This window comes from Euzebyella marina (assembly GCF_003687485.1).
GTDB lineage: Bacteria > Bacteroidota > Bacteroidia > Flavobacteriales > Flavobacteriaceae > Euzebyella > Euzebyella marina.
Genome location: NZ_CP032050.1, coordinates 2,743,026 through 2,769,754, shown reverse-complemented (window position 1 = coordinate 2,769,754; position 26,729 = coordinate 2,743,026). Strand labels below are relative to the sequence as shown.

The window sequence follows — 26,729 nt, the reverse complement described above, 5'->3', positions numbered from 1 at the left end:
CTTATTTGTGCCGGTTTTGTAACTCTGTCTCTATATCTTTTAGGCTGAAACCTTTGGCCTGTAAAAGAATCAAGTAATGGAACAACAAATCGGCACTCTCATATAAGAACAGATCATCATTCTCATCTTTTGCCTCTATAACGGTTTCAACGGCTTCTTCACCTACTTTTTGGGCGATTTTGTTGATTCCTTTTTTGAATAATGATGCTACATATGATTTTTCAGCACTGGCTGAAGTTCTTCTTACTTCAATAATTTTTTCTAACTCGGAGAAAAAACCAAAGTTGGACGAATTATCTTCATTCCAACACGTATCGCTTCCTGTGTGGCAAGTCGGGCCTTGAGGCTTTACCGAAACCAAAAGCGTATCATTATCGCAGTCAACCTTTATATCGACAAGGTTCAGAAAATTACCGCTCTCCTCACCTTTCGTCCATAACCTTTGTTTGCTACGACTATAGAAAGTTACTTTTTTGGTTTTTATGGTTTCATTATAGGCCTCTTCGTTCATATAGCCTAACATCAAAACGTTTTTGGTTATGGCATCTTGAACTATGGCAGGCACTAATCCATCAGCATTTTTCGAAAAATCTATCTTCATTATCTAACTTCTAATTATATGTTTTGTGGTACTCCTTCCATTTTCATCAAATAAATTGGAAAGCCCAAACCTTCTTCGGTATTGAAGATTTTTAAACCAAATTTTTGATACAATTTTACATTGTTCTCGTTAGCGGCATCAACTATTATTGGCAACTTGGTTTCCCTAAAAGCTTCATAAACCTGAAGAATAAGTCTAGGCGCGGTTACGCCACCTTTGAATTCTTGTTTCACCGCGAAAATCATCGGTCTTATATAAGGTGTTTTAGGGTAATTGCGTTGTATGATCTTTTGACGTTCTAACACCTTAGTAACCCTTTCAATGCCTATACACTTGAAAGCTAATCTAAGGGTCGAAAAAAGCTTGCCGAATGTAAATTTATCACGGTTGGAGTAGGTTAAAAGTAAACAACTGGCTTTGTTGTCAGATATACAGACAACCCCAGTTCTTAAAGACTTGTCAAATAAATACTCCATTAAAACACGCATTCGTTCTTTGCGCTTTTCGTCTTGTTTGACCACAAAATTGATGGAACTGTCATCATGAATAGGTTCGAATGCATCTACCAAGATGTCTACCACTAAATCTCTATGCGCTTTTGTTGCCTTTATCAATTGTTATATGCTTTTCTAAATCCTTACAGGAATATTGCTTTCCCGTAATTTACTTTTTAAATCCCCTATCGCGATTTCCTTAAAATGGAAAACACTGGCAGCCAATGCGGCATCTGCTTTTCCTTTCAAGAATGTATCGGCAAAATGCTCTACTTTACCAGCTCCGCCAGAGGCGATAATGGGTATATTCAATTCCGTCGATAATTTAGCAAGTGCCTCATCGGCAAAACCATCTTTGGTACCGTCACGATCCATTGAAGTGAAAAGAATTTCACCGGCACCTCTCTCTTCTACTTCTTTGGCCCATTCAAATAGTTTTCGGTCGGTAGGAACCTTTCCTCCGACCAAATGTACAATCCATTCTCCATCTACTTGCTTGGCATCAATGGCCACAACAATACATTGTGACCCAAACTTGGCGACCAGGTCATTAATCAATTGAGGGTTCTTAACAGCCGATGAATTAATTGAAACTTTATCGGCACCATTTTGTAGAAGAATATCAACATCTTCAACAGAAGAAATACCACCACCGACCGTAAAGGGAATGTTTATTTTTTCAGCAACGTGGTAAACCAAGTCGGCTAATGTCTTACGCTTTTGTTCGGTGGCCGATATATCTAGAAATACCAATTCATCAGCCCCTTCTTTGCTATATATTTCAGCCAATTCGACAGGGTCGCCGGCATCTCGTAAATCAACAAAATTTACACCTTTGACCGTTCTGCCATCTTTGATATCTAAACAAGGTATTATTCTTTTCGCCAGCATAATCTGATTTTGAAACTTTGTGTTTTAAGTGAGCTTAATTTCTATTTTGGTTTCAAAAGCTCCCAAATTAAAAACAAATTTGAAATTTTGCCCGTGCACATTTCATTTTTTTGTTTCGTTAATTCTTAGCAAACTCTAAAATGAATTTTTCTAGCTGCTTCAACGAGATTTTGTTTTCATAGACGGCTTTACCTATAATAGTTCCTTCACATCCCATTTCTGCCAATCGAGGAAGCTCATCGTAGGTTGAAATACCGCCCGAAGCAATGAGTTTAATGTCTTCACATTCATTCAATATTCGTTGATAAAGCTCAAATGAAGGCCCTTGCAACATGCCATCTTTCGAAATATCTGTACAAATGACATATGAAACACCTTCATTTTGATACTCTTTTATAAAAGGAATTAATTCTTCAGTAGACTCTTCTTGCCAACCAGAAACAGCTATTTTCTCGTTCATGGCATCGGCGCCCAGAATGATTTTTTGTGCCCCGAAATGCTTCAACCAATTAGTGAACGTATCTCTATCTTTAACAGCGATACTTCCACCAGTTATCTGATTGGCTCCGCTTTCAAAAGCTATGCGCAGGTCATCGTCAGATTTAAGTCCTCCACCAAAATCAATTTTTAAACTTGTTTTAGAAGCAATCTCTTCTAAAATTTGATGGTTTACGATATGTTTCGATTTTGCCCCGTCTAAATCAACCAAGTGAAGGTAATCGATACCATGAGCTTCATAAGCCTTCGCGACCTCTAAGGGGTTTTCATTATAAATTTTCTTGGTGTCGTAATCGCCTTTTGATAAGCGTACGCACTTACCTTCTATAATATCTATGGCGGGGATTATTCTCATCGTTTGTTTTGTTCTTTGTATACTTTCTTTGATTATCCTACATGGATTTCGTAGCATGCATTTGAACCAATTCAAATGAAGCAATGCTCAAATAGTTTACTTAAGGTCTAAAAAATTCTGCAAGATTTTTGCCCCTACTTCACTACTTTTTTCTGGGTGAAATTGAACCCCATAAAAGTTATCTTTCTGAAGCGCGGCGCTATAGTCTACACCGTATTCAGAGGTGGCAATCGTCTCATTACAAATTGGGGCATAGTAACTGTGAACCAGATAGATATGTTCTTTTTCGGTTACACCTCTGAATAGTTCGCTTTTCAGACCTTGAATTTGGTTCCAACCGATTTGGGGCACTTTTACATTTTTAGAAAAGCGAACGACATCAACATCGAAAATTCCGAGTCCGGAAGTATTTCCTTCCTCCGATCTATTGCACATCAGCTGCATGCCTAAGCAGATGCCCAATACGGGCTGAGATAAATTAGGAATTAAATCTTGAAGCCTTGTCTCTCGCAACTTCTTCATGGCACTACTGGCTTCTCCCACCCCAGGAAAAATAACTCTATCAGCCTCTTTGATTTCGTTCGGGTCATCACTTAAAATGGCTGAATATCCCAATCTTTCAATGGCAAACTTGATGCTTTGTATGTTGCCCGCCCCGTAATTGATAATTACAATTTTCACTTTATGTTATATTTTATAAAACACCTTTGGTGCTGGGCAATACCATTTTTTCAGTATCGCGTTTAACGGCCATTTTAATCGACTTGGCAAAAGCCTTGAATATGGCCTCGATTTTATGATGTTCATTAGTGCCCTCGGCCTTTATGTTTAAATTGGCCTTCGCCCCGTCGGTAAAAGATTTGAAGAAATGATGAAACATTTCTGTTGGCATATCACCTACTTTTTCACGGTTGAAGTCAGCTTCCCATACGAGCCAATTTCTTCCTCCAAAATCAATAGCAACCTGAGCCAGACAATCGTCCATAGGCAGACAGAACCCATAGCGTTCGATACCTAATTTATTTCCTAGTGCCTGAGCAAAGACTTCACCTAAAGCAATACCAGTATCTTCAATTGTATGGTGTTCATCTACTTCTAAATCACCGTCAACCTTTATGGTTAGGTCCATTTGGCCATGTCGGGCCAATTGGTCTAGCATATGGTCAAAAAAAGCCAAACCGGTCTTAATATCACTTTTGCCTGTTCCGTCTAGATTTAAATCAATTTCGATATCGGTTTCATTGGTCTTTCTACGAATGGAGCCTGTGCGGTCTTTCAGTTTTAAGAATTCATAGATGGTCTGCCAATCGTTGCTTTCGAGAGCGATAAAATCATTCAATTCTTCCCTTTTCACGGTAATTTCACTGGTGCCTAAATGAGTCTGGTCATTTATAAATATACCTTGGGCGCCTAAATTTTTGGCTAATTCAACATCGGTCAATCGGTCGCCGATAACAAAGGAATTTACCAGGTCATAATCCTCAGTGAAATATTCGTTCAAAAGTCCGGTGCCCGGTTTACGGGTATTTGCATTTTCATGAGGAAAAGTTCTATCTATAAAGACCTTATCGAAAACAACTCCTTCGTTTTCAAAAGATTTGATAATGAATTCATGAACTGGCCAAAAGGTCTCTTCAGGAAATACTTCTGTTCCGAGGCCATCTTGATTGGTGATCATCACCAATTCATAATCTAATTCTTTGGCAATTTTACCCAAATAGGAAAAAGCCTTTGGGTAAAAAATCATTTTTTCGAAAGCATCTATTTGCTCGTCAACTGTTTCTTTAATTATTGTACCGTCGCGGTCAATAAAAAGTACTTTTTTCTTCATTCAATCAAGCTTTTAAGGGCGGTAACCAGTTTTATGTTCTCGTCACGGGTACCGATGGTAAATCGTAGGGTGTTTTCACAAAGCGGCTGCGAACTTCTATTTCGAACAACTACCCCTAATTTTAATAGCTGTTCGTATCTTTTGGCAGCATCATCGACCTTTACCAGTACAAAATTGGCGTCTGATGGGTAAATCTTATCAACAAAACCAATTTGCGGCAAAACGCTTAGCAATAATCTCTTTTGCTCTAGTATTTCGCGAACCTCGGATTGTATTCGAGCTTGGTCAGTCACCCTTTTAAGGGCGTGAGATTGCGTAAGCTCATTGACATTGTAAGGAGGTTTAATTTTATTTAAAACAGCTATAATTACAACGGAAGCAATACAAACCCCCAACCGAATTCCGGCCATACCGTATGCTTTTGAAAGCGTTTGAGTGATCACCAGATTAGGAAATTCATTCAATCGCGTTACCCAAGATAATTTATTGGAGAAATCGATATAAGCTTCGTCAATAACTACCAAACCTTCAAAAGAAGTCAATAGATTCTCGATTGAACTACTATCGAAGCTATTTCCTGTGGGATTATTGGGAGAACAAATAAATATCATTTTTGTTCTCTTATCAATCTGTTCCAAAATACCGGAAACATTGGGCTGAAAACCATCTAATAGAAGTACTTCCCTGTTTTCAATATGATTGATATCAGACAGTACCTTGTACATTCCGTAAGTTGGCGGAAGCGTAATAATGTTATCGACACCAGGTTCACAAAAGGCCCTGAACAAAAGATCTAAAACCTCGTCACTACCGTTACCCAACAATATATTTTCAGGTTGCAGGGATTTTTGTTCGGCCAGAATACTCTTAAGATTTCTTTGTTGTGGATCAGGGTACCGATTGACCCCATTTTCAAACGGATTTTCGTTGGCATCGAGAAATACCATGCGCGATCCGTCGCTCACATATTCGTCACGTGCCGATGAGTAAGGCTTTAGGCCTTTCACGTTCTCCCTAGTAATATTTTCGAGATTAAAACCCATAATTTAAGCTTTAGTTTTTAAACTTTTCAATCGCAGGGTTACCGCATTTTTATGTGCCTGAAGACCTTCGGACTCAGCCATTTCTTCAATTGCTCTTCCTATATTGAGAATTCCCTTCTCTGAAATTTTTTGAAAAGTCATACTCTTCATAAAACTGTCTAAATTAACCCCGCTGTATTGTTTTGCATAACCGTTCGTAGGCAAGGTATGGTTGGTTCCCGATGCATAATCACCTGCACTTTCAGGGGTGTAATTGCCGACAAAAACCGATCCGGCATTATGAATATTATCTATAAAAAAATCTTCATTTTCAACACAGACAATGTAGTGTTCCGGCCCGTATTCATTGATTAAATCTGCAGCGATTTGGTCGTTTTCAACCAGTATCAAGCGACTATTTTCGATAGCCTTTTCAGCAATCTTTTTTCTAGGCAATTTTTCTAATTGCTTCTCTACCTCTTCCTCAACATTTTCGATGAGCTTTCGGGAAGTAGAAACGAGAATTACCTGGCTATCTACACCATGTTCCGCTTGGCTTAGCAAATCAGATGCGACAAAAGCCGCATTTGCGGAATCATCGGCCAAAACCAATAGTTCACTAGGTCCGGCGGGCATATCTATGGCTACGCCATATTTAGTAGCCAATTGTTTAGCTACGGTTACATACTGGTTTCCAGGGCCAAATATTTTATAGACATTCGGTATAGTTTCGGTTCCGAAAGTCATTGCAGCAACGGCTTGAATTCCGCCGACCTTAAAAATTTGGGTTACCCCGCATAGATGCGCCGTATACAGAATAGCCGGATGAATCTTACCTTCTTGATTCGGTGGCGAGCAAAGAATAATCTCTTTACAACCAGCAATATTTGCAGGTACGGCCAACATTAATATCGTTGAAAAAAGGGGAGCCGTTCCTCCGGGAATATAGAGGCCAACTTTTTGTATAGGTCTTTTTTCCTGCCAACACAATACCCCTTCGGCCGTTTCGAGGGATACCCTTTCCGTTTTTTGTGCTTGGTGAAAGGCTTCTATATTCTTTTTGGCCAATTGAATGGCATCTTTTAAATCTGGCGATACTAAACTACCTGCTTCCTCTATCTCAGCTTTGGAAACCAAGAAGTCGGAAAGAATAGCTTTATCAAACTTTTCGGTATATTTCTTAAGAACACTATCGCCTCCTACCCTGACTTCTGCAAAGATATTTTCTACGGTGTCCTCAATAGCCTCTAAAGTTTGTGTAGGCCTTTTGAGCACCTCTTGCCAATTTTCTTTCTCCGGATTATATATTTTATTCATTTATGTCAATTTACGCTGATAATGATACCCAATGGCTTCATAGCCCTGACTGGACCAAAATTTATTACCGCCGTCATTATGAATGTAACAATTTAATTCAGAGGCCTCACAACCCAGACTCTTGGCATAATCAAGAATCCAACTTACCATTTGTTGCCCAAGGCCTTTGCCCTGATATTCCTTTTTCAAGTAAACATTGTCTAACTCTACATGCTTGCCCACATAGTACTTAATCAAAATCCATACTCCGGAAATACCGATTAACTCATCATCAAGAAACATTCCTACACAACGGTAGTTGTTCGCCACCATTTCATTTTGCCTTTCTTTAAGCGTATTCTCAGAAATATGTGGGTTCAACTCCCTTAAGAGAGGAATCGTTTTATGCAGTTCGTTATTTGGTATGACCTTGATTACATACATTACAATACCATTTTCTCTATAGGGCAGACCAGAATACCTTCTGCACCAGCGGCCTTTAATTCATCTATCACTTCCCAAAACTTTTCTTGATTGATTACCGTATGAACGGAACTCCACCCTTCTTCGGCCAAGGGAAGTACCGTAGGGCTTCGCATACCGGGCAAAAGTGAAATAATCGAATCTAGCTTTTCGTTCGGGGCGTTCAAAAGTACATACTTCGATTGACGCGCCTGAAGAACCGATTGAATTCTGAATTGTAAGCGCCTCAATATTTCTTTTCGTTCATCGGTTATTTGAGGTGAAACGGCCAAAACCGCTTCGCTCTTCAACATCACTTCAACCTCTTTTAAGCCGTTCTTGAACAACGTACTACCACTTGAAACAATATCGCAAATACCATCGGCCAAACCAATATTCGGGGCAATTTCTACCGAACCATTAATAATGTGTAAATCAGCTTTTACCCCATGTTTATCTAAATACATTTGTACCGTATTCGGATAGGAAGTCGCAATGCGCTTACCTTCAAAATCAGAAACCGATTTATATTTTACCGATTTGGGTACGGCCAAACTAACCTTACATTTTGAGAAACCGAGTTTTTCGACAATGGAAATGTCGTCACCTTTTTCGATCAGTACATTTTCTCCAATAATGGCTATATCAACCACCCCATCACGCAAGTATTGTGGAATATCACCATTTCTCAAGTAAAATACTTCTAAAGGAAAATTACGTGCGGAAGCCTTTAACTGATCTTTACCATTATCTATCGAAATACCACAGTCTTTTAAAATCAATAAAGAGTCTTCATTGAGCCGACCTGATTTCTGTATGGCAATTCTAATTTTAGTCATTTTCTTTTTATATTCAGTGATTAGCATGGGTTTCAAAAACAAAGCCCGTTTGATTTCTCAAACGGGCTATAAATATGTTGTAACACTACAATACATTTTTACCTCGCTTGAGAGCAAGTATAAAAATGATGATGTGTGTTTCTGTTTTTCATTACGTTCGTAAAATTAAAACTTAATTTTTACCGTACAAATTTATTTTAGTTATTTCCCAAAATGATAGGTAGACCTGATTCTCCACTACCCACAACCACTACTTTGGCATTGGGAGATTTAGATAGTTCTAACGTGGCATCAATACCTTTATCCTGCAAAATTTTATCGTTTAGAGAAGCACTTAAAATACGGTTGGCATCGGCTTTACCCTGAGCCTCAATACGTACCTTTTCAGCTTCCTTTTCGGCGGTCACCAATCTAAATTCATATTCCAGTGATTCTTGTTCTTGCTTTAATTTGCGTTCTATTGCTTCTTTAATGCTTGTGGGAAGTGTTACGTCACGAACCAGAATTTCATTCAGTTGAATGTATTGACCATCAACTATCTTTTTGGTTTCCTCATAAATTTCGGCCTGAATAGCGTCGCGCTTGCTTGAATACAATTGTTCTGGTGTGTAGCGCCCCACAACACTTCGAGCTGCCGACCGTATCGCAGGAAGCAAAATACGCTCTTTGTACATCTCGCTTTTTTCTTTGTGTAACTTTCCCAATTCGTCATATTTCGGCTGAAACCATGTTGACGCTTCTAACTGAATATCCAATCCGTTGCTTGAAAGTACTTTCATGGTCTCATAGACCTCTTGCTGTCGAACTTCATAAACGAATACCTTGTTCCAAGGTGCCACAATATGAAAACCTTCGCCTAACGGGGGCTCTTCGGTTACAACACCGCCACCGAATGTTTTATAAAGTACACCGGCCTCACCCGAGCCGATGGTAACGGCAGATTTAGAAATAAGAATGACCAATACAATAAATGCGAAAATAACGGGTAATGCGATTTTGGGTAATTTGTCCATTGATTTGTGTTTAGATTAATCCGATATATTTCCGAATGAACCATTCGGCGGCCAATGTAAGTGCAATTAGGGCCAATAGAATTCGAAAATCTATCAAAGATACTATATTTTGGTTGCTCGTTTGGGTCGGCACGTATTGGGGATTACTTTCCAATTCTTCGAGAAGTTTCGGAACTTGATCGGTAAAATATAAATTCCCACTGTTCTGCATTGCCAAACGCGAAAGTTTTTGGTAATCGGTAGCGGCAAATTGCTTTTCAATATCAAATTCAAGAATTGAAAATTGCCCGGACTTGCTCAAGTTTTCACCCTCTACCGAAACGGAAAATTTGTACTGACCAGGAGAAAGATTACTCAAATCGGCCTCATAATTACTGTCTTTTAAAAGAAAAGGTATTTCTACAGAGGTATTCGACGCTGAGTTAGTGACTTTTAATACGATGTTGGCATTTCTATTAAAGATGAATGCATTGTCAAAATAACTGGCGTAGATTCTGGCTTCATTACTTCCGTCAAAAACGGATGGATAATCTAAAGTGAGCCTCTCTCTTGCACCATTACTAGCGAGATATAAAATAATCTTCGATATCAGTTGGTCAAAATCTTCAAAACTTTGATTTCGCTTGAAGGATGCCATTCTCCATTTCCATAAATCTTCACCAAAGAGTACGGCCTGTCTCTGTTGATTGTTTTCAAAAACAGTTAATAGCGGTTCATCTAATTCTACCCCTTTAATGCTCTGGGTTAATACGTTCTGGGAATTCGCAATTATTTGAATTTCACCAAGCGTACTGCGTAATGGCGGATAATCTTCAACAGAAAAATCGCCCAAGTCAAAAAGAGAAAAACCTTGGTTCAAAATAGGAGATATGTCTTCCGTTTGATCGTAGCCCTCCTTTGAAAATGAATTCTGAATTGAATTTAAAAAGTTCCAATCGGTTTGACTTCCAGTTACCGTAAAAACGCTTGATTGATTCTTTTGTAACAAGTCGTAGACCGGCTTATATGATGCGTCCGGTTGGTACAGAATGAAAAGGTCGGCTTCCTGCCAATTACCTACATCACTAGTTTTATAAATACTTACGCTTCGCTGTTCGTTACTCTCTATAGCCTTTTTTAAGGTGCCGATATCTGGGTGCTCCCAGTTGGACACTATCGCAATCTGAGTTTTTTCATCGATTACTTCGACCCCTACTTCCCTAGTGTTATTTTCGACGAACTTTTCATTGGGCAAAGTAGTCAATGAGACTTTAATGTTTTTAAGGCCCACGGAACGGGCATCTATCAACGTGTTTATAGCTTCCGAACGCTTCGTTCTATTGAATGAAATAGATTGTCTGAAAACCTGTCTACCGTTCACTTGTATCGTGAGCTGAGTGTTGACTTCTGAAGAACCGGTATAATCTGCAAATATTTCAATGGGAAATTTATTGTTCAGAAAGGCAAACCGATTGGCATTTACCTGCGAAATGGCCAAATCATCGTAATGAGTAGTATCGCCTACGGCTATAGTATTGATGGCAAAGTTATTTCTTGCCTTAAAAAAGCCGTAGTCTTGACCTGATGTCTGGTTGCCGTCAGTCAAAAGAAGGGTTACTACCTTTGAATCGGAATGAAGTTGCTCTATTTCACTAATGGCTCTATTGATATCGGTTCCATCTCCTTCATATGTCAGACTATCAAGATTATTTAATGATTTATCAAAACCATATTGATGTATGGAAAAACGATCATTCAAGCCATTGAAGCTTTCTATTTGACTTAATAGATTCTCTAGTTGAGCCCGATACTTTTGTACGGAGCTTGAATTGTCAGTCAAAACCACCAAATCAGTCTTTCGTGTGCTGTATTCATTCTTGACCATTTTAGGATTAATAATGAGCAGCAAGAGCCCGAAGAACGAGCAAAAACGTAAAAAAGAGAGCAACCACCCGGTACGCCCTCTTTTTTTTACATCTTTATAATATTGAAACAATACTATCGATAAGGCAACAACAGCTGCTAGAATAATCAATAGTACGGTTTGAATTTGCATAAAATTATGGATATTGGGTGCGAAGTTAAAAATCTATCTCCGTCTAACCTTTCCATTCATAAACGAGCTTAAGTAAGCATTCCGCCATCAACGTTCAGAACCTGACCTGTAACATAATCGGACATGTCTGAAGCGAAGAACAAACAAGCATTGGCGATGTCTTCTGGAGAACCTCCCCTTTTTAAAGGAATTCCGTCACGCCAACCTTGAACAGTTTTCTCGTCTAACTTTTCGGTCATTTCAGTTTCAATGAAACCGGGAGCTATGGCATTGCATCTAATGTTTCTTGAGCCCAGTTCTAAGGCTACCGATTTGGTAAAACCTATCATACCTGCCTTTGATGCCGCATAATTGGTTTGACCTGCGTTTCCTTTAACCCCAACAACACTACTCATATTTATGATTGAACCCTTACGTTGTTTCAACATTGTTCGTTGAACCGCCTTGGTCATATTAAATACCGATTTGAGATTAATTTCGATTACACTATCAAAATCATTCTCAGACATGCGCATTAAAAGGTTGTCTTTTGTAATTCCTGCATTGTTTACCAGAATGTCGATCCCTCCAAAATCTTGGAGTACATCGGTTACCAACTTTTCGGCTTCCTCAAAACTAGCGGCATTGCTTTTATAGGCTTTTGCCTTAACTCCCAATGCATTCAACTCTTTTTCCAAAGCCAATGCCGGAGCTTCACTAGAGCTATACGTAAAAGCTACATTCGCTCCTTGTTCGGCAAAAACTTTGGCAATACCGGTACCGATTCCGCGACTTGCCCCTGTAACTATGGCAACCTTACCTTCTAATAACTTCATTAGTTAACTTTTTTCTATGTCTATTTTCAAATATAAGTTTTGTTTACTTCACAACGATAAAAAAATCCCGTTTCCGAAACTATCGAAAACGGGACTAACTTTATGTTTTTAGGTATTAACCTAGAACCTCTTTAACTTTTACTCCGATTTCGGCAGGAGAATCAACTACATGAATACCGTGCTCTCGCATAATTTTCTTTTTCGCTTGTGCCGTATCATCACTACCGCCTACAATTGCTCCGGCATGACCCATGGTTCTACCGGCAGGTGCAGTTTCGCCGGCAATAAAGCCAACTACTGGCTTTTTGCTACGGCTTTCTTTATACCATTTCGCAGCATCGGCTTCCAATTGTCCACCGATTTCACCGATCATAACTACACATTCGGTATCAGGGTCATTGATAAGTAATTCCAAAGCTTCTTTTGTGGTTGTACCGATAATAGGATCACCTCCGATACCAATAGCTGTTGTAATACCTAACCCTTGACGAACCACCTGATCCGCGGCCTCATAAGTCAAGGTACCAGATTTGGAAACGATACCTACATTACCTTGTTTAAATACAAAACCTGGCATGATACCAACCTTGGCCTCACCCGGAGTAATAACACCGGGGCAGTTAGGACCGACCAAACGACAATCTTTATTTTGAATATAGTCATAAGCCTTAACCATGTCAGCCACAGGAATACCCTCAGTTATCGTAATAATAACTTTGATACCCGCATTGGCAGCCTCCATAATAGCATCAGCAGCAAATGCCGGTGGCACAAAAATAATGGTAGTATCGGCACCTACTTTCTCAACAGCTTCGGCCACAGTATTAAAAACTGGTTTGCCCAAGTGCTCCTGCCCTCCTTTTCCCGGAGTAACACCACCAACTACATTGGTACCGTAATCTATCATTTGACCAGCGTGAAAGGTACCTTCACTACCGGTAAAACCTTGTACTATTATCTTGGAATCTTTATTAACTAAAACGCTCATGCTTTATAGTATTCGTTATTATTTTTTCAAATTCTTAAGGTCGCCAACAAAAATATAGGATAGCCTTCAATTTCTAAAGGATTAGAGAGGTAATTATTTCTCTATTTTTTTTAGGATGGCGGGTATTTTCTTTACGTAGGCCAATTGCTTTAGTTTTTCCCTTGATTCTTCAACGGGAGTACCAAAATAGCTCTTTCCTCCTGCGACGGATTTTGTAACGCCTGTCTGGCCCATTATTACGGCCTTTTTGCCAATGGTTATTCCGCTATTGGTACCGACTTGACCCCATAAGGTAACTTCATCCTCAATTACAACGCAACCGGCTATTCCCGTTTGGGAAGCTATTAAACACTTTTCCCCGATAACGGTATCATGCCCTACATGAACCTGATTATCAAGCTTGGTACCTTTTTTAATCGTAGTGTCGCCCGTTACCCCCTTATCAACTGTACAAAGAGAACCTAGTTCAACGTCATCTTCAAGAACCACTCGGCCACCTGAAATCAGTTTATCAAAGCCTGTTTCCCTCTTTTTATAATAAAACGCATCGGAGCCCAAAACGGTACCTGCATGTATAATCACATTATTACCAATAATGCAGTTGTCATAAATGGTAACATTAGGATGAATAAGGCAATTATCTCCAATAGTAACATTATTGCCTATAAACACATTGGGTTGTATTACCGTGTTTAGACCGATTTTTGCCGATGAGGCTATGGAGTTTAATGCTTTTTCGAAAGGTTTAAAAAACTTGGTCAGCTTGTTAAAGTCCCGAAACGGATCATCAGAAATCAATAGAGCCTTTCCTTGAGGACATTCTACTTGCTTATTGATGAGTACTATGGTTGCCTTACTGGAAAGTGCCTTATCGTAGTACTTCGGATGGTCGACAAAAACAATATCCCCCGGCTCTACGACATGAATTTCGTTCATGCCGGTAATCGGAAAATCGTCTAAACCGACATATTCACAGTCGATAATAGCAGCGATTTGTTTTAGTGTGTAAGCAACAGGAAATTTCAAAGGATCAGTATTAAAATAAATCTAAAGAAAAATCTGCTAGCTATTCCTTTACGCGCTCCATATAAGAGTTGCTCGAAGTGTCTATCTTAATTTTATCGCCTTCATTAATAAACAAAGGAACGTTCACTTCAGCACCTGTTTCTACTTTAGCCGGTTTGGTCGCATTTGTGGCCGTATTACCCTTAACACCTGGCTCGGTATAAGTTACTTCCAACACAACACTGGCGGGCATATCGACAGACAAAGGCATATTATCTTCGGTATTGAACAGAATGGTAACTATTTCCCCTTCCTTCAAAAGACCTGGGGTATCCAAAGCACCTTCTTGAAGGGTAATCTGGTTGTAGTCATCGGTGTTCATGAAATGATAAGTTTCACCCTCCGCATAAAGAAACTGGTATGATCTTGTTTCTACACGTACATCCTCTATTTTATGTCCGGCAGAAAAAGTATTGTCCAATACTTTACCATTACTCACACTTTTAAGTTTAGTACGAACGAAAGCAGGTCCTTTACCGGGCTTTACGTGCAAGAATTCGATAATCTTATAAATATCATTGTTGTAGCGAATGCACAAACCTTTTCTAATATCTGATGTTGATGCCATAAATTTGTCTGTTTTTTATAATGAAACGAAGTGTTTAGAAGTAGTCTACTCTAGTTATTGCTAAAATAGCCCTTCATGATACCTCGCTGTGAATCTCTAATGAATTGTAGAATTTCGTCGCGTTCTGGGGTTGCCTCCATTTCCGCTTCGATAATCTGGGTAGCCTGGGTATTGTTATAGTTTTTCTGATATAGAATTCGATAAATATTCTGAATTTCCCGAATCTTTTCTGAAACGAATCCGCGTCTGCGCAAACCAACAGAATTAATACCTACGTAAGACAAAGGTTCCCTCGCTGCTTTTACAAAGGGAGGCACATCTTTTCTAACCAACGAACCACCTGTGACAAAAGCATGCTGACCGACCGATACAAATTGATGTACGGCCACTAAACCAGCAAGAATTACATTGTCGCCAATGGTCACATGGCCGGCCAAAGTTGAGTTGTTCGAAAAAATACAATTATCACCAACAATGCAATCATGGGCCACATGGCAGTACGCCATTATCAAGCAGTTTTTGCCGATAACTGTCTTATGACGGTCTGAAGTACCTTTATGAATGGTAGCGCACTCTCTGATAGTAGTACCATTCCCAATAGTAACAGTGGTATCTTCACCATTATACTTTAAATCTTGCGGGGGAGCCGAAATGACCGCACCAGGAAAAATATTACAGTTCTTACCAATTCTGGCGCCTTCCATGATGGTTACGTTAGAACCGATCCATGTGCCCTCGCCAATGGTTACGTTATTATGAATGGTGGTGAAAGGTTCTACCACTACATTTTTTGCAATTTTAGCTCCGGGATGTATATAAGCAAGGGGTTGATTCATCTTATTTTACTTTTGAGATTTGCGCCATCAGCTCTGCTTCACAAACCAATTTGTTATTGGCATAGGCATAAGCCTGCATGTGGCAAATTCCCCTTCTAATAGGCGAGATTAAACTACAGTGAAATATTAGCGTATCGCCCGGAAGTACTTTTTGCTTGAATTTTACATTATCCATCTTCATAAAGAAGGTTAGATAATTCTCTGGATCGGGAACGGTACTCAACACTAATATACCTCCCGTTTGTGCCATAGCTTCTACTTGTAAAACACCTGGCATGACAGGAGCTCCTGGAAAATGACCAACGAAGAAGGGTTCGTTCATCGTTACGTTCTTCATGCCCACTACGTGGGTATCCGAAAGCTCTAAAATACGATCGATCAGCAAAAATGGAGGTCGATGTGGCAACATCGACATTATCTTATGAACATCCATCAATGGCGGTTGATCTAAGTCATATTTAGGTATTCTATTTCGTTTTTCAAGCTTGATGATTTTCGCCAATTTCTTTGCAAACTGGGTGTTCACGTAATGGCCAGGTTTATTGGCAATCACCTTACCTCTAATTCGGGTGCCTGCAAGTGCTAAATCTCCAATAACATCCAACAACTTGTGGCGAGCCGCTTCATTAGGTTGGTGTAGAGTAAGGTTATCTAAAATTCCGTTAGGTTTTACAGATAGCTTCTTCTTATCGAAAGCCTTTTCTAATTTCAACATTGTTTCATCCGATATCTCTTTATCGACATAAACAATGGCATTATTCAGGTCACCTCCTTTTATAAGCCCGTTTTCAAGAAGCATTTCAAGCTCATGCAAAAAGCTGAAAGTTCTAGCATTGGCAATCTCTTCTTTAAAATCTGAAAGTTTTTCCAAAGTGGCATTTTGGGTACCCAAAACTTTGGTGCCGAAATCGACCATGGTAGTTACCTGATAATCATCCGAAGGAATTACGGTAATTTCACTACCAGTAGCCTCATCTTTATAGGAAATGACATCTTTTACTACATATTCATCCCGATCGGCTTCTTGCTCTACCGCCCCGACAATTTCCAAGGCTTCAACGAAATATTTAGAAGAACCATCCATAATTGGTGGTTCGGGAGCGTTCAGTTCAATAAGTACATTATCGATTTCCATACCTACCAAAGCGGCAAGCACGTGCTCCGATGTTTGTATTTTTACTCCCCTTTTTTCCAAGTTTGTTCCCCTTTGCGTGTTGACCACATAATTGGCGTCGGCCTCAACAATGGGTTCCCCTTCTAAATCTATTCTTTTAAATGCGTAGCCGTGATTTTCTGGCGCCGGAACAAATTTCATGGTTACTTCGGCACCGGTGTGTAACCCCACACCTTTGAGAATAACCTCTTTCTTAATGGTTCTCTGTTTCATTCTTGTATTGCTCGCTGTATTTTTTTTCCAGTTCGTCAATTCTATTTGAAATTTTCGGTAAGTTCTTAAAATGTACGTAAGACTTATTATAGTCACCGTAATTCAATGCCGGTGATCCCTGAAGAACTTCATTGCTCTGTACATTTCGGCCAATTCCCGATTGGGCCTGTATTCTTACGTTATCACCAATGGTAATATGGCCTACAATACCCACTTGCCCACCTATCATACAATGTTTTCCTATTTTGGCAGACCCGGCAATACCCGTTTGGGCAGCAATTACGGTATGTTCGCCAATTTCAACATTATGGGCAATCTGTATTTGATTGTCTAATTTTACCCCTCTTCTCAAAATGGTCGATCCCAATGTGGCCCTGTCAATAGTTGTGCCTGCTCCCACATCGACATTGTCTTCCAAAATGACATTGCCTGTTTGCGGCACTTTCTGAAATTCGCCATTTTTATCAGGACTAAAACCAAACCCGTCCGCACCAATAACAACGCCGCTATGTATAACGCAGTTATTACCGATAACCGTTTCGGAATGCACTTTGGCACCAGCAAAAACAGTGACGTTATCACCTATTTTCACATTGTCACCAATATATACATTCGGATGGATTTTCACATTATTTCCTATTTCTACATTACTGCCCAAATAGGAAAAAGCACCTAGGTAAAATTCATTACCATATGATGCCGTATCAGAAATGAATGCGGGCTCTTCAATACCAGTTTTATTGTTTTTGACCTGATTGTAGAACTCCAAGACCTTTGAAAATGCCTCGTAGGCATCCTCTACTTTTATCAATGTGGTAGAAAGTTCTTGTTCAGGAGAAAAATCTTTGTTTACAATGGTAATTGAAGCCCTTGTAGTGTATATATAAGATGTATATTTTGGGTTTGCCAAGAAGGTCAAAGACCCTGCTTCCCCTTCTTCAATTTTTGCGAGTTTATGAACAGCTATCTCTGGATTTCCTTCGAGTTCGCCCTCTAAAATTCCCGCAATTTGACCTGCCGTGAATACCATGAGCACAAAAGTAAGAAAAATTGTCAAACAGATTCTTTGGGATAACAGATATAATATTTGGTCACCGTATTGGAAAGTGCCTTTATATTAAGTTGATCCGAAGCCTTGGCGACATCCATCAATTTTCCGTTTTTCTTTTGAATATTAATGTGCTGTTTCTCTTGATCGTAGGCCTTGTTCTCAATCTCACCGGTGAAAACAAAATAAGAAGCCTCATGGGCCGATAGAGAAAATTGCTTTATTACTTTGTTCAAATATTTTTCTTCACGGATTTTGTCAATCGGCTTGTTCTTCAATTTTACCTTTAACAATTGCCGGTTTAAAATCATTTGACAAAGTTCAGAAAGAACAAAATCGTCATTCTTTTGCCAAGTTTTAATGGCCGATAAAATATCTACATCATCTAACTGAGCAAAAGTATTCAACACCTTCTCATTAAAATTTTCAGATTCAATCTTGTTCTCAAGAAAAAACTGCAAGGGTTCACTACAGCTTTTAAGGTGTTCTTCCTTTAATATTTCTTTGGCGCGTTTCAAGACCCTTATTAATAATTGTTCGGCAACAATACCTGTCTTATGTAGATAAACCTGCCAATACATAAATCGGCGAGCGATGAGAAACTTTTCTACCGAATAAATGGCCTTTTCCTCAACTACTAAGTCTCCGTTCGCCACATTTAACATAGAGATAAGGCGTTCAGAATTGATATTTCCTTCGGCGACACCCGTATAGAAGCTATCTCTTTTAAGATAATCGAGCCGGTCCATATCAAGTTGGCTTGAAACTAATTGTACGAGAAACCTTTTGTCATACTGGCCCTTGAAGATGGCAATCGCAGTGTTCAATTTACCTTTAAAGGTTTTATTGAGCGACTCCATAAATTGGAGCGATATGAACTCATGACTGGTGCTCTCAACAATACTGTGCTCCATGGCATGTGAAAAAGGCCCATGGCCTATGTCATGTAATAGTATGGCGCAATAAAGTCCGTTCTCTTCTTCTTGGGTAATTTCGACCCCCTTAAAGCGAAGTACCTGAACGGCCTTTTGCATTAAATGCATGCTACCTAAGGCATGATGAAACCGTGTGTGATGGGCCCCAGGATACACCAAATAGGAAAGGCCCATTTGAGAAATTCGACGCAACCTTTGAAAGTACGGATGCGCTATTAAATCAAAAACTAGCGGATTGGGAATAGTAATAAATCCGTAAATTGGATCATTGAAGATTTTCAATTTCCTAGAGGTCGTCAAAATATTGGAGTTTTCCTTTTTGTAAACGCCAAAGTTAATTAAAAGAAGATGTTTGGCGTTCGAATAAGATTTTTTTCTAACTATCGAAAAAGCCCTTAAACTTGCATCATTTTTGAAAATCTACTAATAATCGAAAAGTCAGAGAATGAATAAAATTTCCATTCTATGGGTCGACGATGAAATCGATCTTCTCAAACCTCATATCATATTTTTAGAAGGAAAGAACTATCAGGTTTTTACTTGTAAAAGCGGCCAAGAAGCTTTGGAAAAATTGCGAGAAACCAGTGTTGATATTGTTTTCTTAGATGAAAATATGCCCGGTATTTCAGGTTTGGAAACCCTGAACGAGATAAAGCTGATAGATGCCTCTTTGCCCATAGTGATGATTACTAAAAGTGAAGAGGAATTTATTATGGAAGAGGCCATCGGGTCAAAAATTGCCGATTACTTGATCAAGCCAGTAAATCCTCATCAAATACTATTGTCCTTAAAAAAGAACTTAGACCATTCTAGGTTGGTTTCGGAAAAAACAACTGCCAATTATCAGCAAGAGTTTCGTAAGATAGCTATGGATCTTTCAATGGTGAATACGGTCGATGAATGGATCGATCTTTACAAACGACTGATTTATTGGGAAATGCGGTTAGAAGATATTGAAGATAACAGCATGTTTGAGATACTCGAATCTCAAAAAACAGAGGCCAACAATCACTTCGGTAAGTTCGTAGACCGTAATTATATTGACTGGTTTCATGGCGACGGGCCCATAATGTCTCATACTCTATTTAAAGAGTGGATCCAGCCAGAATTAGATGACAACCCAACCCTATTGGTAGTCATCGATAATCTGAGGTACGATCAGTGGTATGCATTCGAAGACACTATATCGGCTTTTTATAAAAAATCAAAGGAGAATTCTTATTTCAGCATCTTGCCAACAGCTACCCAATATGCCCGAAATGCCATATTTTCTGGATTGATGCCATTGGATATGGAAAAAAAGTATCCGCAATGGTGGAAAAACGATACAGACGATGGCGGCAAGAATCTACATGAATCTGATTTTTTAGAGGCACAAATAAAAAGATTAGGCCTCGATTTGAAATGGGAATACCATAAGATTAGCAGCCTGAAACAAGGCAAGCAATTGTCGCAAAACTTTAAATCGCAAAAGGAGAATGATCTAACGGTTATCGTCTACAATTTTGTAGATATGTTGTCACATTCCAAAACCGAAATGGAGGTTATCAAAGAATTGGCAAGTAACGACAAGGCCTATAGAAGTCTTACGCAAAGTTGGTTTAAAAATTCCCCTCTTTTAGAAATTATTCAGCAAGCGCAATTATTAGGAATGAAGCTGATTATTACTACTGACCACGGCACCATTAATGTTAAGCAACCAAGTAAAGTTATTGGGGATAAAGACACCAGTCTCAATCTAAGATATAAAACGGGGCGTAGTCTAACTTTTGAAGATAAGGATGTTCTGGCAGCTAGGGATCCAGAAAAAATTCATTTACCTAGAATTAATGTGAGCAGCTCTTTTATTTTCGCAAAGAACGATTTGTTCTTTGCTTACCCTAATAATTATAACCACTACGTAAGTTATTATCGAAATACTTATCAGCATGGCGGGGTTTCTTTAGAGGAAATGATTATACCCTTTGTTGTACTTTCGCCAAAATAAATTAGTTGACTATAATGGAATTAATCTATAAGGAAGAGGATTTAGAGTTGGTGGCCAAAAAAGTTCTGAAAGAATTGAAGAGCAATGTGGTACTTTTTTATGCTCCAATGGGTGCCGGAAAAACAACGCTTATAAAAGCTTTGGTAAAGCAGTTAGGCGGAACTGACTCAGGAAGTAGTCCTACCTTTGGTATAGTTAATGAATATCATGATAAGCAGGGTAAACAACTAGCGTATCATTTTGATTTTTATCGGTTAAATGATGAGATGGAAGCATTAGATTTAGGTCTAGAAGACTATTTGAGCCAGCCTGGTTTTGTATTTATCGAATGGCCTGAGAAAATACCAACCCTTATTAGTTCTGATTATCAGAAACTTAAGATTGAAATCTTAGATTTTCATACAAGAAAACTTCATCTTGCTTAGATTTCAAATATTTTGTTCTATTTTGTGCTCGTGCACATCGCTATTGCATAAATTTTATTGCTCTTGTTTCGTTAAAATCGACAAAAAGTTCAATTTTATCGATTAAGTACGTTTTTTTTCAGATGTATAACATTTTTTTGGTGGTTTTTTTCCTACTTTTGTAAGTGTAATAACCTTTTTATTAACCGAAAAAAACCCTCGAAAATGAAAAAATTCGTGTTTGGCCTTATGGCAAGTGTAGCATTGTTAGCTGTTTCATGTGATTCTGCAACTACAGCAGATGACGATAGCCTTTATGAAACGCATAGTGTTGACAAAAAGAAGGCTGCAAAAGCTGTAAGGGCTTAAGCAAGATCATTAAAAAGAATGCAAAAAGGCGATTCGTTTACGTGTCGCCTTTTTTATTGCAATAAATATTTATTTTTTTTGTTATGTACATGTCGATGTACAGTTCACATGGGAGAGAAAAAGATAGTTAGAAGAAAATTGATTTTAGAGGGTGTAATCGCGTTGATTATCACCGTTTCTCCGATTATTTTCTATTCATACAAGTATCTTCCTTTTAATGAAGATGAAACCTGGTCTTTTTTGGGCATGCATTTTACCGATAACGGCTATGGTGAAATCTCAATGGCCTTCTATTTTTATTTAAGTAAAATTATTCCTCTTGTACTACTGATTATATGGTTCTCTACCTGTAAAAGATGGTGGTACCATGCCATTCTTATTCCTATAGCCATGTATAGTTTTCAACTGTATAGTGTACTTGTAGAAGACATCAAAAAAATAGATGAAAATGAAATCATGTACCTTTTAGGTGTATGTATGGTAGTCATACCTATTGTCTATTTTATCAGAATCAAACTGGTTGATAAATATGTTCATGGCATAGACCTAGAAGCCATGGAAGCAGAACTTAAGGAACTCAAGGATAAACAGGCTAGAGAAAAGGCCAAAAAACTCAAGCTACAATCAAATGAAGATGTGATGGATGAAGAAATTCTTCCGTCGATTTCAGAAGAGTTGGATGAAAAGCTTTCTACTCATAAAATAGGCTCTAAGATTAAAGAAGTTCAAGGGCAATTAAACGATTGGCTTCAAATAAAATCTTAAGCATTTAACTTCGAATAGTTAACTGCACCTTAAATTAAAATCTCTTTTCCATTCCACAAATTGTCGTATTTTTACTGTTAATCCAAACTTTGCGATTAGCAAACCTAGACCATGAGCCAACCTGCCTCACCATTCAGCAAGCAACAGTTACTTCCGCAAGAAGAAACCTTAGAAGTTTTCAAACAAAAAAGAGAGCTTTATATAGGTATACCCCGCGAAAACCAATATCAAGAGCAACGAATCTGTTTGACACCCGATGCAGTAAACGCAATTACCTCAAACGGACATAAGGTCTTAATAGAATCGGGAGCTGGAGATGGTGCTCATTACACCGATTTAGATTATACCAATGCGGGAGCGGAAATCACACGAGATACTAAGAAAGTATTTTCTTGTCCCCTACTACTCAAGGTTGAGCCTCCCACCGTTTCAGAAATAGAATTGTTGAATCCGCAAGCGACGGTTATTTCCGCATTGCAATTAAAAACGCAAAAGAAAGAATATTTTGAAAAGCTGGCCAAAAAGCGAGTTACGGCCATTGCTTTTGAATATATTAGGGATGAGGATGGAAAATACCCTGCCGTTCGTTCTTTAAGTGAAATAGCTGGAATATCATCCGTTTTGATTGCATCTGAAATTATGGCGGCTACCAACGACGGTAATGGTTTAATGTTCGGTAATATAAGTGGCGTTCCCCCTGTAGAGGTAGTTATTATCGGTGCGGGAACCGTTGGGGAATTTGCTGCCAGATCAGCTTTGGGGCTCGGGGCCAACGTTAGAATTTTTGACAACTCAATAACCAAACTGAGAAATATTCAGGCGCACCTAAGGCAAACGGTTTATACTTCGACCATTCAGCCCAAGAATTTAATCAAAGCACTCAAGCGCTGTGATGTGGCCATTGGTGCAACGCGAGGAAAAGACAGATCGCCAGTTGTTGTTACCTCTACCATGGTTGAGCAGATGAAAAAAGGTGCCGTAATAATAGATGTCAGTATCGATATGGGAGGCTGTTTTGAAACCAGTGAAGTCACCAATCACACCAAACCGACAATAGAAAAATTTGGGGTAATTCATTACGGGGTGCCTAATATCCCATCGCGCTATCCGAAGACGGCAACCTTATCCATCAGTAACATTTTTACACCTTATCTATTGGAATTAGGTGAAAATGGGGGAATGGAAAATGCCTTGAGATTTAATAAAGGGCTTAGAAACGGACTTTATATGTATCACGGAATTCTAACCAACAAATCGGTCGGTGAATGGTTTGATCTTCAGTACAGCGATATTAATTTTCTGATTTTTTAAATCAAACCTAAGCGGGAAAACATACCTAATTTTGCCAAGCTTATTTGTATTTTTGTGGCCTTCTAAAAATTAGTTCATAAGATTTTATTAGATGGCTTTTTTAAAACGTCTTGGTTTTTATTTAGTGGGATTATCGATAGGTATTGTCTTTCTCACCTTTTTCCTTAAAAACAAATCTGAAGAGACCGGAACAGAGTTTTGCTACTTTCCGAATTGTCGTGCTATAAAAGACTTAAGCAGCAAGCCTATTTCATTTTCGGAAGAGATTGAAAAATCAATTCAAAATCAGCAATTGGATACCTTGGATATTTCTAATTTTCTCAAGGACGGTAATGTTGATTTTGGTAAAAGTGATACACAATCAACCCCATGCAAAATCTATATCGTTGAGGGTACATTAAAAGGAAAAGCTTCCGTTTTGCAATTCAAAAATTGCAGGGAAAAAGTCGTTCTAGAGAAGATTTTGGAATAAAAAAACCGTTGTTTCTATCCTAAACTGAATTTAAAATATCTGAAAAGTATTATATTTTTCTACGCTTTCTTTCTTTCTCCAATAAATCAAGTTCTCTACTGGTCTGTCCGGCGACCGAAGTGTTTTCGTCTGCACGTCTTATTAGGTAAGGCATTACATCTCGTACTGGTCCGAAAGGTAAGTATTTGGCAACTTTATATCCCCTGGCCGCCAAATTAAACGATATATGATCGCTCATACCATATAATTGACCGAACCATACCCTATTATCGTCATTCTTTATTCCGCGGTCATTCATTAACTCCATCAACCTATAACTACTATTTTCATTATGGGTACCGGCGAAAATTTCAATATCTTCTAAATGGTCGACCATATAGGTAATGGCATTGTCGAAATTAACATCGGTTTCTTGCTTTGATGCACAGATTGGTGTGGCATAACCTTTTTCTTCAGCCCTTTCGTTTTCTTTCTCCATGTACGCGCCACGTACTACTTTGAAACCAAGCTTAAAGCCTTCTTCTCTGGCCTTTTTATGAAGGTTTTTAAGATAATCCAATCGGTCCCAACGATACATTTGTAACGTATTGAAAACAATGGTTTTTTCTTTATTGTACTTGCGCATCATGTCCTCTACCAAAAGGTCCGCCGCATCCTGAATCCAGCTTTCCTCGGCATCTACTAATAAAGATACCCCCAGTTCATGGGCACGTTTGCAGGTTTTATCAAATCGATTTAGCACTCTCTGCCATTCTTCCTGTTCTTCTGCAGTAAGTGTTTTACCTTTATTAACTTTATGAAATAGCGAAAATCGTCCGTAGCCAGTAGGCTTGAAAACCGCAAAAGGAATAGCATCTTTTTCCTTCACAAAATCCAACACCTTTAAAACCATGGCCAAGGCATCGTCTAGCGGATCTTCGGTATCTTTTCCTTCCACAGAATAATCAAGTACCGAACATACATTCTTCTCATACATTCGATCTACTGTAGGCAAACAATCAAACTCGTTTACACCTCCACAAAAATGATCAAAAACCGTAGCCCGGATCAATTTCTCTACCGGCAAATGAGTTTTAATGGCAAAGTTCGTAATAGCCTTGCCAATTCTGACCAATGGTTCATTGGCAATCATTTTAAAAATAAAATAAGCGCGCTCAAGTTCCGAATCGGTTTTCAACGCAAAAGCCGTAGCAGTGTCTTCGAATATTCGCTTCATTCCTTCGTGTTAAAAATGGGGGCAAATATAAAGACACAATTTATATTACTGGCCCAAAAAATATCCTTTATTTTGCACTTAACATTTTATAAAGATTTCCGCTTAGTACAATCATTTACAAATCATCATGCAATCTATAATTTCAGACTCTTACGCCGTTCATTTCAATCAAAGAGCCTATGATGCCCTGAACAACCACCTTATTGAGAATACATATTCAAAGGTATTTATAATGGTAGATGAAAATACCCATGAGCACTGCTTGCCCAGTTTCATGGCCCATTTACGAGGTGATTATGAATTTGAAATAATTGAAATAGAGTCTGGTGAAATTAACAAGAATATAGAAACCTGCACGCAGGTCTGGCATGTACTTTCAGAATTGGATGGTGACCGCAAAAGTTTGTTAATCAATCTTGGAGGTGGCGTTCTTACCGACTTAGGCGGTTTTGTAGCATCTACCTTTAAAAGGGGAATCAATTTTATAAATGTGCCTACTACCCTACTATCAATGGTCGACGCCTCAGTCGGCGGCAAAACTGGAGTAGATCTTGGAAGCCTGAAAAATCAGATAGGTGTTATTAATCAACCCGAAATGGTTCTTATAGTGACAGATTTTCTAAAAACTTTAGATGAGCGCCAATTGCAAAGTGGCTATGCCGAAATGCTCAAACATGGTTTGATCAAAGATTCAAATTATTGGAACCAGCTTAAGTCAATTTCATCTTTCAACCTATTAGATGATTTAATCTATCATTCGGTAACCATCAAGAATGAGGTTGTAATTGAAGACCCAACAGAGCAAAATTTACGAAAGATTTTGAATTTCGGACACACCTTGGGGCATGCCATCGAATCGTATTGTCTCGAAAATGTAGATAAAGAGACACTGTTGCACGGAGAGGCCATTGCTATAGGCATGATTTTAGAAGGATATCTCTCTAAAGAACTGACCGAGCTGCCGACTGAAGATTTAGAAGATATCAAGACCACTTTTTTGAGTAGATATGAGAAGGTAGATTTTACGGACAACGATATTGACTCTATCTTGGAATTATTGAAATTTGACAAAAAAAATTCGCACGGTAAAATCAATTTTGTGTTGCTAAACGGCATTGGAGAACCGGCTATTGATGTTCAAGTTCCTGGTGAACTATTTAAAGCTGCATTCGCATACTACGCTGAAAATTAAGTTCATATACTAAAAACAACCATTTACAACTCTT

At 38.7% G+C, this 26,729-nt stretch carries 28 protein-coding genes; 7 read left to right on the top strand and 21 right to left on the bottom strand.

The annotated features are described in order from the left end of the window. Position 1: 1 nt before the first annotated feature. The 20 genes from hisIE to D1013_RS11835 form a co-directional block, all read right to left on the bottom strand. Positions 2-601 carry a bifunctional phosphoribosyl-AMP cyclohydrolase/phosphoribosyl-ATP diphosphatase HisIE gene (hisIE, locus tag D1013_RS11930; protein ID WP_121849047.1) on the bottom strand — a complete coding sequence of 200 codons (600 nt, stop codon included), beginning with the start codon at positions 599-601 and terminating at the stop codon, positions 2-4. Positions 602-615: 14 nt separating this feature from the next. Then, entirely contained in the window at positions 616-1,215 is a 600-nt protein-coding gene (locus D1013_RS11925; RefSeq protein ID WP_121849046.1) for a GNAT family N-acetyltransferase, read from the bottom strand. Positions 1,216-1,230: 15 nt separating this feature from the next. Beyond that, entirely contained in the window at positions 1,231-1,986 is a 756-nt protein-coding gene (hisF, locus tag D1013_RS11920; RefSeq protein ID WP_121849045.1) for an imidazole glycerol phosphate synthase subunit HisF, read from the bottom strand. 118 nt (positions 1,987-2,104) lie between these two features. Beyond that, positions 2,105-2,839: a 1-(5-phosphoribosyl)-5-[(5-phosphoribosylamino)methylideneamino]imidazole-4-carboxamide isomerase gene (gene hisA / locus D1013_RS11915; protein ID WP_121850708.1), complete on the bottom strand. Its 735-nt coding sequence runs from the start codon at positions 2,837-2,839 to the stop codon at positions 2,105-2,107. Between the two features lie 96 nt (positions 2,840-2,935). Next, the gene (gene hisH / locus D1013_RS11910) at positions 2,936-3,520 is read right to left on the bottom strand and encodes an imidazole glycerol phosphate synthase subunit HisH (protein ID WP_121849044.1); all 585 of its coding nucleotides are present in this window, start codon (positions 3,518-3,520) and stop codon (positions 2,936-2,938) included. Positions 3,521-3,533: 13 nt separating this feature from the next. After that, entirely contained in the window at positions 3,534-4,670 is a 1,137-nt protein-coding gene (gene hisB / locus D1013_RS11905) for a bifunctional histidinol-phosphatase/imidazoleglycerol-phosphate dehydratase HisB (RefSeq protein ID WP_121849043.1), read from the bottom strand. After that, positions 4,667-5,713 carry a histidinol-phosphate transaminase gene (gene hisC, locus D1013_RS11900; protein WP_121849042.1) on the bottom strand — a complete coding sequence of 349 codons (1,047 nt, stop codon included), beginning with the start codon at positions 5,711-5,713 and terminating at the stop codon, positions 4,667-4,669. The genes hisB and hisC overlap by 4 nt, the downstream gene beginning before the upstream one ends. 3 nt (positions 5,714-5,716) lie before the next feature. After that, positions 5,717-7,009, bottom strand: a complete 1,293-nt coding sequence (hisD, locus tag D1013_RS11895; RefSeq protein ID WP_121849041.1) for a histidinol dehydrogenase — start codon at positions 7,007-7,009, stop codon at positions 5,717-5,719. Beyond that, on the bottom strand, positions 7,010-7,432 hold the full coding sequence (locus D1013_RS11890) for a GNAT family N-acetyltransferase (protein WP_121849040.1): 423 nt from the start codon (positions 7,430-7,432) through the stop codon (positions 7,010-7,012). It abuts the gene before it with no gap. Beyond that, positions 7,432-8,289 (bottom strand): ATP phosphoribosyltransferase, encoded by an 858-nt coding sequence (gene hisG / locus D1013_RS11885; RefSeq protein WP_121850707.1) that lies wholly within the window; start codon positions 8,287-8,289, stop codon positions 7,432-7,434. Before hisG ends, D1013_RS11890 begins: the two co-directional genes overlap by 1 nt. Positions 8,290-8,486: 197 nt before the next feature. Beyond that, positions 8,487-9,302 (bottom strand): prohibitin family protein, encoded by an 816-nt coding sequence (locus D1013_RS11880; protein ID WP_121849039.1) that lies wholly within the window; start codon positions 9,300-9,302, stop codon positions 8,487-8,489. Between the two features lie 10 nt (positions 9,303-9,312). Beyond that, positions 9,313-11,337, bottom strand: a complete 2,025-nt coding sequence (locus D1013_RS11875) for a vWA domain-containing protein (RefSeq protein ID WP_121849038.1) — start codon at positions 11,335-11,337, stop codon at positions 9,313-9,315. A gap of 68 nt (positions 11,338-11,405) precedes the next feature. Further along, complete coding sequence (gene fabG, locus D1013_RS11870) at positions 11,406-12,152, bottom strand: 3-oxoacyl-[acyl-carrier-protein] reductase (RefSeq protein WP_121849037.1); 747 nt, start codon at positions 12,150-12,152, stop codon at positions 11,406-11,408. Between the two features lie 115 nt (positions 12,153-12,267). Beyond that, positions 12,268-13,140: a succinate--CoA ligase subunit alpha gene (sucD, locus tag D1013_RS11865; RefSeq protein WP_121849036.1), complete on the bottom strand. Its 873-nt coding sequence runs from the start codon at positions 13,138-13,140 to the stop codon at positions 12,268-12,270. A gap of 93 nt (positions 13,141-13,233) precedes the next feature. Then, on the bottom strand, positions 13,234-14,166 hold the full coding sequence (locus tag D1013_RS11860) for a UDP-3-O-(3-hydroxymyristoyl)glucosamine N-acyltransferase (RefSeq protein WP_121849035.1): 933 nt from the start codon (positions 14,164-14,166) through the stop codon (positions 13,234-13,236). A gap of 40 nt (positions 14,167-14,206) precedes the next feature. Further along, a complete protein-coding gene (gene efp, locus D1013_RS11855; RefSeq protein ID WP_121849034.1) occupies positions 14,207-14,773 on the bottom strand; it encodes an elongation factor P in 567 nt (188 codons plus the stop codon). A 50-nt stretch (positions 14,774-14,823) separates the two neighbouring features. After that, positions 14,824-15,609, bottom strand: coding sequence for an acyl-ACP--UDP-N-acetylglucosamine O-acyltransferase (gene lpxA / locus D1013_RS11850; protein ID WP_121849033.1), 786 nt, complete (start codon positions 15,607-15,609; stop codon positions 14,824-14,826). A 1-nt stretch (position 15,610) separates the two neighbouring features. Then, positions 15,611-16,996 (bottom strand): bifunctional UDP-3-O-[3-hydroxymyristoyl] N-acetylglucosamine deacetylase/3-hydroxyacyl-ACP dehydratase, encoded by a 1,386-nt coding sequence (locus D1013_RS11845; protein ID WP_121849032.1) that lies wholly within the window; start codon positions 16,994-16,996, stop codon positions 15,611-15,613. Continuing rightward, positions 16,977-18,026, bottom strand: a complete 1,050-nt coding sequence (gene lpxD, locus D1013_RS11840; RefSeq protein WP_121849031.1) for a UDP-3-O-(3-hydroxymyristoyl)glucosamine N-acyltransferase — start codon at positions 18,024-18,026, stop codon at positions 16,977-16,979. The genes D1013_RS11845 and lpxD overlap by 20 nt, the downstream gene beginning before the upstream one ends. Before the next feature lie 23 nt (positions 18,027-18,049). Then, complete coding sequence (locus D1013_RS11835) at positions 18,050-19,279, bottom strand: HD domain-containing protein (protein ID WP_121849030.1); 1,230 nt, start codon at positions 19,277-19,279, stop codon at positions 18,050-18,052. 145 nt (positions 19,280-19,424) lie between these two features. Between D1013_RS11835 and porX the strand changes: the two genes are divergently transcribed. From porX to D1013_RS11810, 6 genes are all read left to right on the top strand, one after another. Beyond that, positions 19,425-20,966 (top strand): T9SS response regulator signal transducer PorX, encoded by a 1,542-nt coding sequence (gene porX / locus D1013_RS11830; protein WP_121849029.1) that lies wholly within the window; start codon positions 19,425-19,427, stop codon positions 20,964-20,966. A gap of 14 nt (positions 20,967-20,980) precedes the next feature. Continuing rightward, complete coding sequence (gene tsaE, locus D1013_RS11825) at positions 20,981-21,391, top strand: tRNA (adenosine(37)-N6)-threonylcarbamoyltransferase complex ATPase subunit type 1 TsaE (protein ID WP_121849028.1); 411 nt, start codon at positions 20,981-20,983, stop codon at positions 21,389-21,391. 204 nt (positions 21,392-21,595) lie between these two features. Continuing rightward, positions 21,596-21,739: a hypothetical protein gene (locus D1013_RS20375; protein ID WP_162987888.1), complete on the top strand. Its 144-nt coding sequence runs from the start codon at positions 21,596-21,598 to the stop codon at positions 21,737-21,739. Positions 21,740-21,847: 108 nt separating this feature from the next. Further along, positions 21,848-22,504 carry a TMEM8 family protein gene (locus D1013_RS11820; RefSeq protein ID WP_192466544.1) on the top strand — a complete coding sequence of 219 codons (657 nt, stop codon included), beginning with the start codon at positions 21,848-21,850 and terminating at the stop codon, positions 22,502-22,504. A gap of 111 nt (positions 22,505-22,615) precedes the next feature. After that, positions 22,616-23,815, top strand: coding sequence for an alanine dehydrogenase (locus tag D1013_RS11815; RefSeq protein WP_121849027.1), 1,200 nt, complete (start codon positions 22,616-22,618; stop codon positions 23,813-23,815). Positions 23,816-23,906: 91 nt separating this feature from the next. Continuing rightward, positions 23,907-24,287, top strand: coding sequence for a DUF4258 domain-containing protein (locus tag D1013_RS11810; protein WP_121849026.1), 381 nt, complete (start codon positions 23,907-23,909; stop codon positions 24,285-24,287). Positions 24,288-24,336: 49 nt separating this feature from the next. On the opposite strand, the gene D1013_RS11805 is transcribed toward D1013_RS11810, so the two are convergent. Next, the gene (locus D1013_RS11805; protein ID WP_121849025.1) at positions 24,337-25,503 is read right to left on the bottom strand and encodes a proline dehydrogenase family protein; all 1,167 of its coding nucleotides are present in this window, start codon (positions 25,501-25,503) and stop codon (positions 24,337-24,339) included. A gap of 127 nt (positions 25,504-25,630) precedes the next feature. Here D1013_RS11805 and aroB point away from each other — a divergent pair, with 127 nt between their 5' ends. After that, a complete protein-coding gene (gene aroB, locus D1013_RS11800) occupies positions 25,631-26,695 on the top strand; it encodes a 3-dehydroquinate synthase (protein ID WP_121849024.1) in 1,065 nt (354 codons plus the stop codon). The last annotated feature ends 34 nt before the right edge of the window (positions 26,696-26,729 follow it).

Excerpts from the sequence above, each read along its gene's own strand:
- D1013_RS11890 (WP_121849040.1), bottom strand. The coding sequence starts at position 7,432 with ATGTATGTAATCAAGGTCATACCAAATAACGAACTGCATAAAACGATT.
- lpxD (WP_121849031.1), bottom strand. The coding sequence starts at position 18,026 with ATGGTATTCACGGCAGGTCAAATTGCGGGAATTTTAGAGGGCGAACTC.
- sucD (WP_121849036.1), bottom strand. The coding sequence starts at position 13,140 with ATGAGCGTTTTAGTTAATAAAGATTCCAAGATAATAGTACAAGGTTTT.
- D1013_RS11845 (WP_121849032.1), bottom strand. The coding sequence starts at position 16,996 with ATGAAACAGAGAACCATTAAGAAAGAGGTTATTCTCAAAGGTGTGGGG.
- D1013_RS20375 (WP_162987888.1), top strand. The coding sequence starts at position 21,596 with ATGAAAAAATTCGTGTTTGGCCTTATGGCAAGTGTAGCATTGTTAGCT.
- fabG (WP_121849037.1), bottom strand. The coding sequence starts at position 12,152 with ATGAAGTTATTAGAAGGTAAGGTTGCCATAGTTACAGGGGCAAGTCGC.
- hisB (WP_121849043.1), bottom strand. The coding sequence starts at position 4,670 with ATGAAGAAAAAAGTACTTTTTATTGACCGCGACGGTACAATAATTAAA.
- D1013_RS11880 (WP_121849039.1), bottom strand. The coding sequence starts at position 9,302 with ATGGACAAATTACCCAAAATCGCATTACCCGTTATTTTCGCATTTATT.
- hisF (WP_121849045.1), bottom strand. The coding sequence starts at position 1,986 with ATGCTGGCGAAAAGAATAATACCTTGTTTAGATATCAAAGATGGCAGA.
- hisG (WP_121850707.1), bottom strand. The coding sequence starts at position 8,289 with ATGACTAAAATTAGAATTGCCATACAGAAATCAGGTCGGCTCAATGAA.
- porX (WP_121849029.1), top strand. The coding sequence starts at position 19,425 with ATGAATAAAATTTCCATTCTATGGGTCGACGATGAAATCGATCTTCTC.
- hisIE (WP_121849047.1), bottom strand. The coding sequence starts at position 601 with ATGAAGATAGATTTTTCGAAAAATGCTGATGGATTAGTGCCTGCCATA.
- tsaE (WP_121849028.1), top strand. The coding sequence starts at position 20,981 with ATGGAATTAATCTATAAGGAAGAGGATTTAGAGTTGGTGGCCAAAAAA.
- hisD (WP_121849041.1), bottom strand. The coding sequence starts at position 7,009 with ATGAATAAAATATATAATCCGGAGAAAGAAAATTGGCAAGAGGTGCTC.
- D1013_RS11810 (WP_121849026.1), top strand. The coding sequence starts at position 23,907 with ATGGCTTTTTTAAAACGTCTTGGTTTTTATTTAGTGGGATTATCGATA.
- D1013_RS11875 (WP_121849038.1), bottom strand. The coding sequence starts at position 11,337 with ATGCAAATTCAAACCGTACTATTGATTATTCTAGCAGCTGTTGTTGCC.
- D1013_RS11820 (WP_192466544.1), top strand. The coding sequence starts at position 21,848 with ATGGGAGAGAAAAAGATAGTTAGAAGAAAATTGATTTTAGAGGGTGTA.
- D1013_RS11815 (WP_121849027.1), top strand. The coding sequence starts at position 22,616 with ATGAGCCAACCTGCCTCACCATTCAGCAAGCAACAGTTACTTCCGCAA.
- hisC (WP_121849042.1), bottom strand. The coding sequence starts at position 5,713 with ATGGGTTTTAATCTCGAAAATATTACTAGGGAGAACGTGAAAGGCCTA.
- efp (WP_121849034.1), bottom strand. The coding sequence starts at position 14,773 with ATGGCATCAACATCAGATATTAGAAAAGGTTTGTGCATTCGCTACAAC.
- D1013_RS11805 (WP_121849025.1), bottom strand. The coding sequence starts at position 25,503 with ATGAAGCGAATATTCGAAGACACTGCTACGGCTTTTGCGTTGAAAACC.
- hisA (WP_121850708.1), bottom strand. The coding sequence starts at position 2,839 with ATGAGAATAATCCCCGCCATAGATATTATAGAAGGTAAGTGCGTACGC.
- lpxA (WP_121849033.1), bottom strand. The coding sequence starts at position 15,609 with ATGAATCAACCCCTTGCTTATATACATCCCGGAGCTAAAATTGCAAAA.
- aroB (WP_121849024.1), top strand. The coding sequence starts at position 25,631 with ATGCAATCTATAATTTCAGACTCTTACGCCGTTCATTTCAATCAAAGA.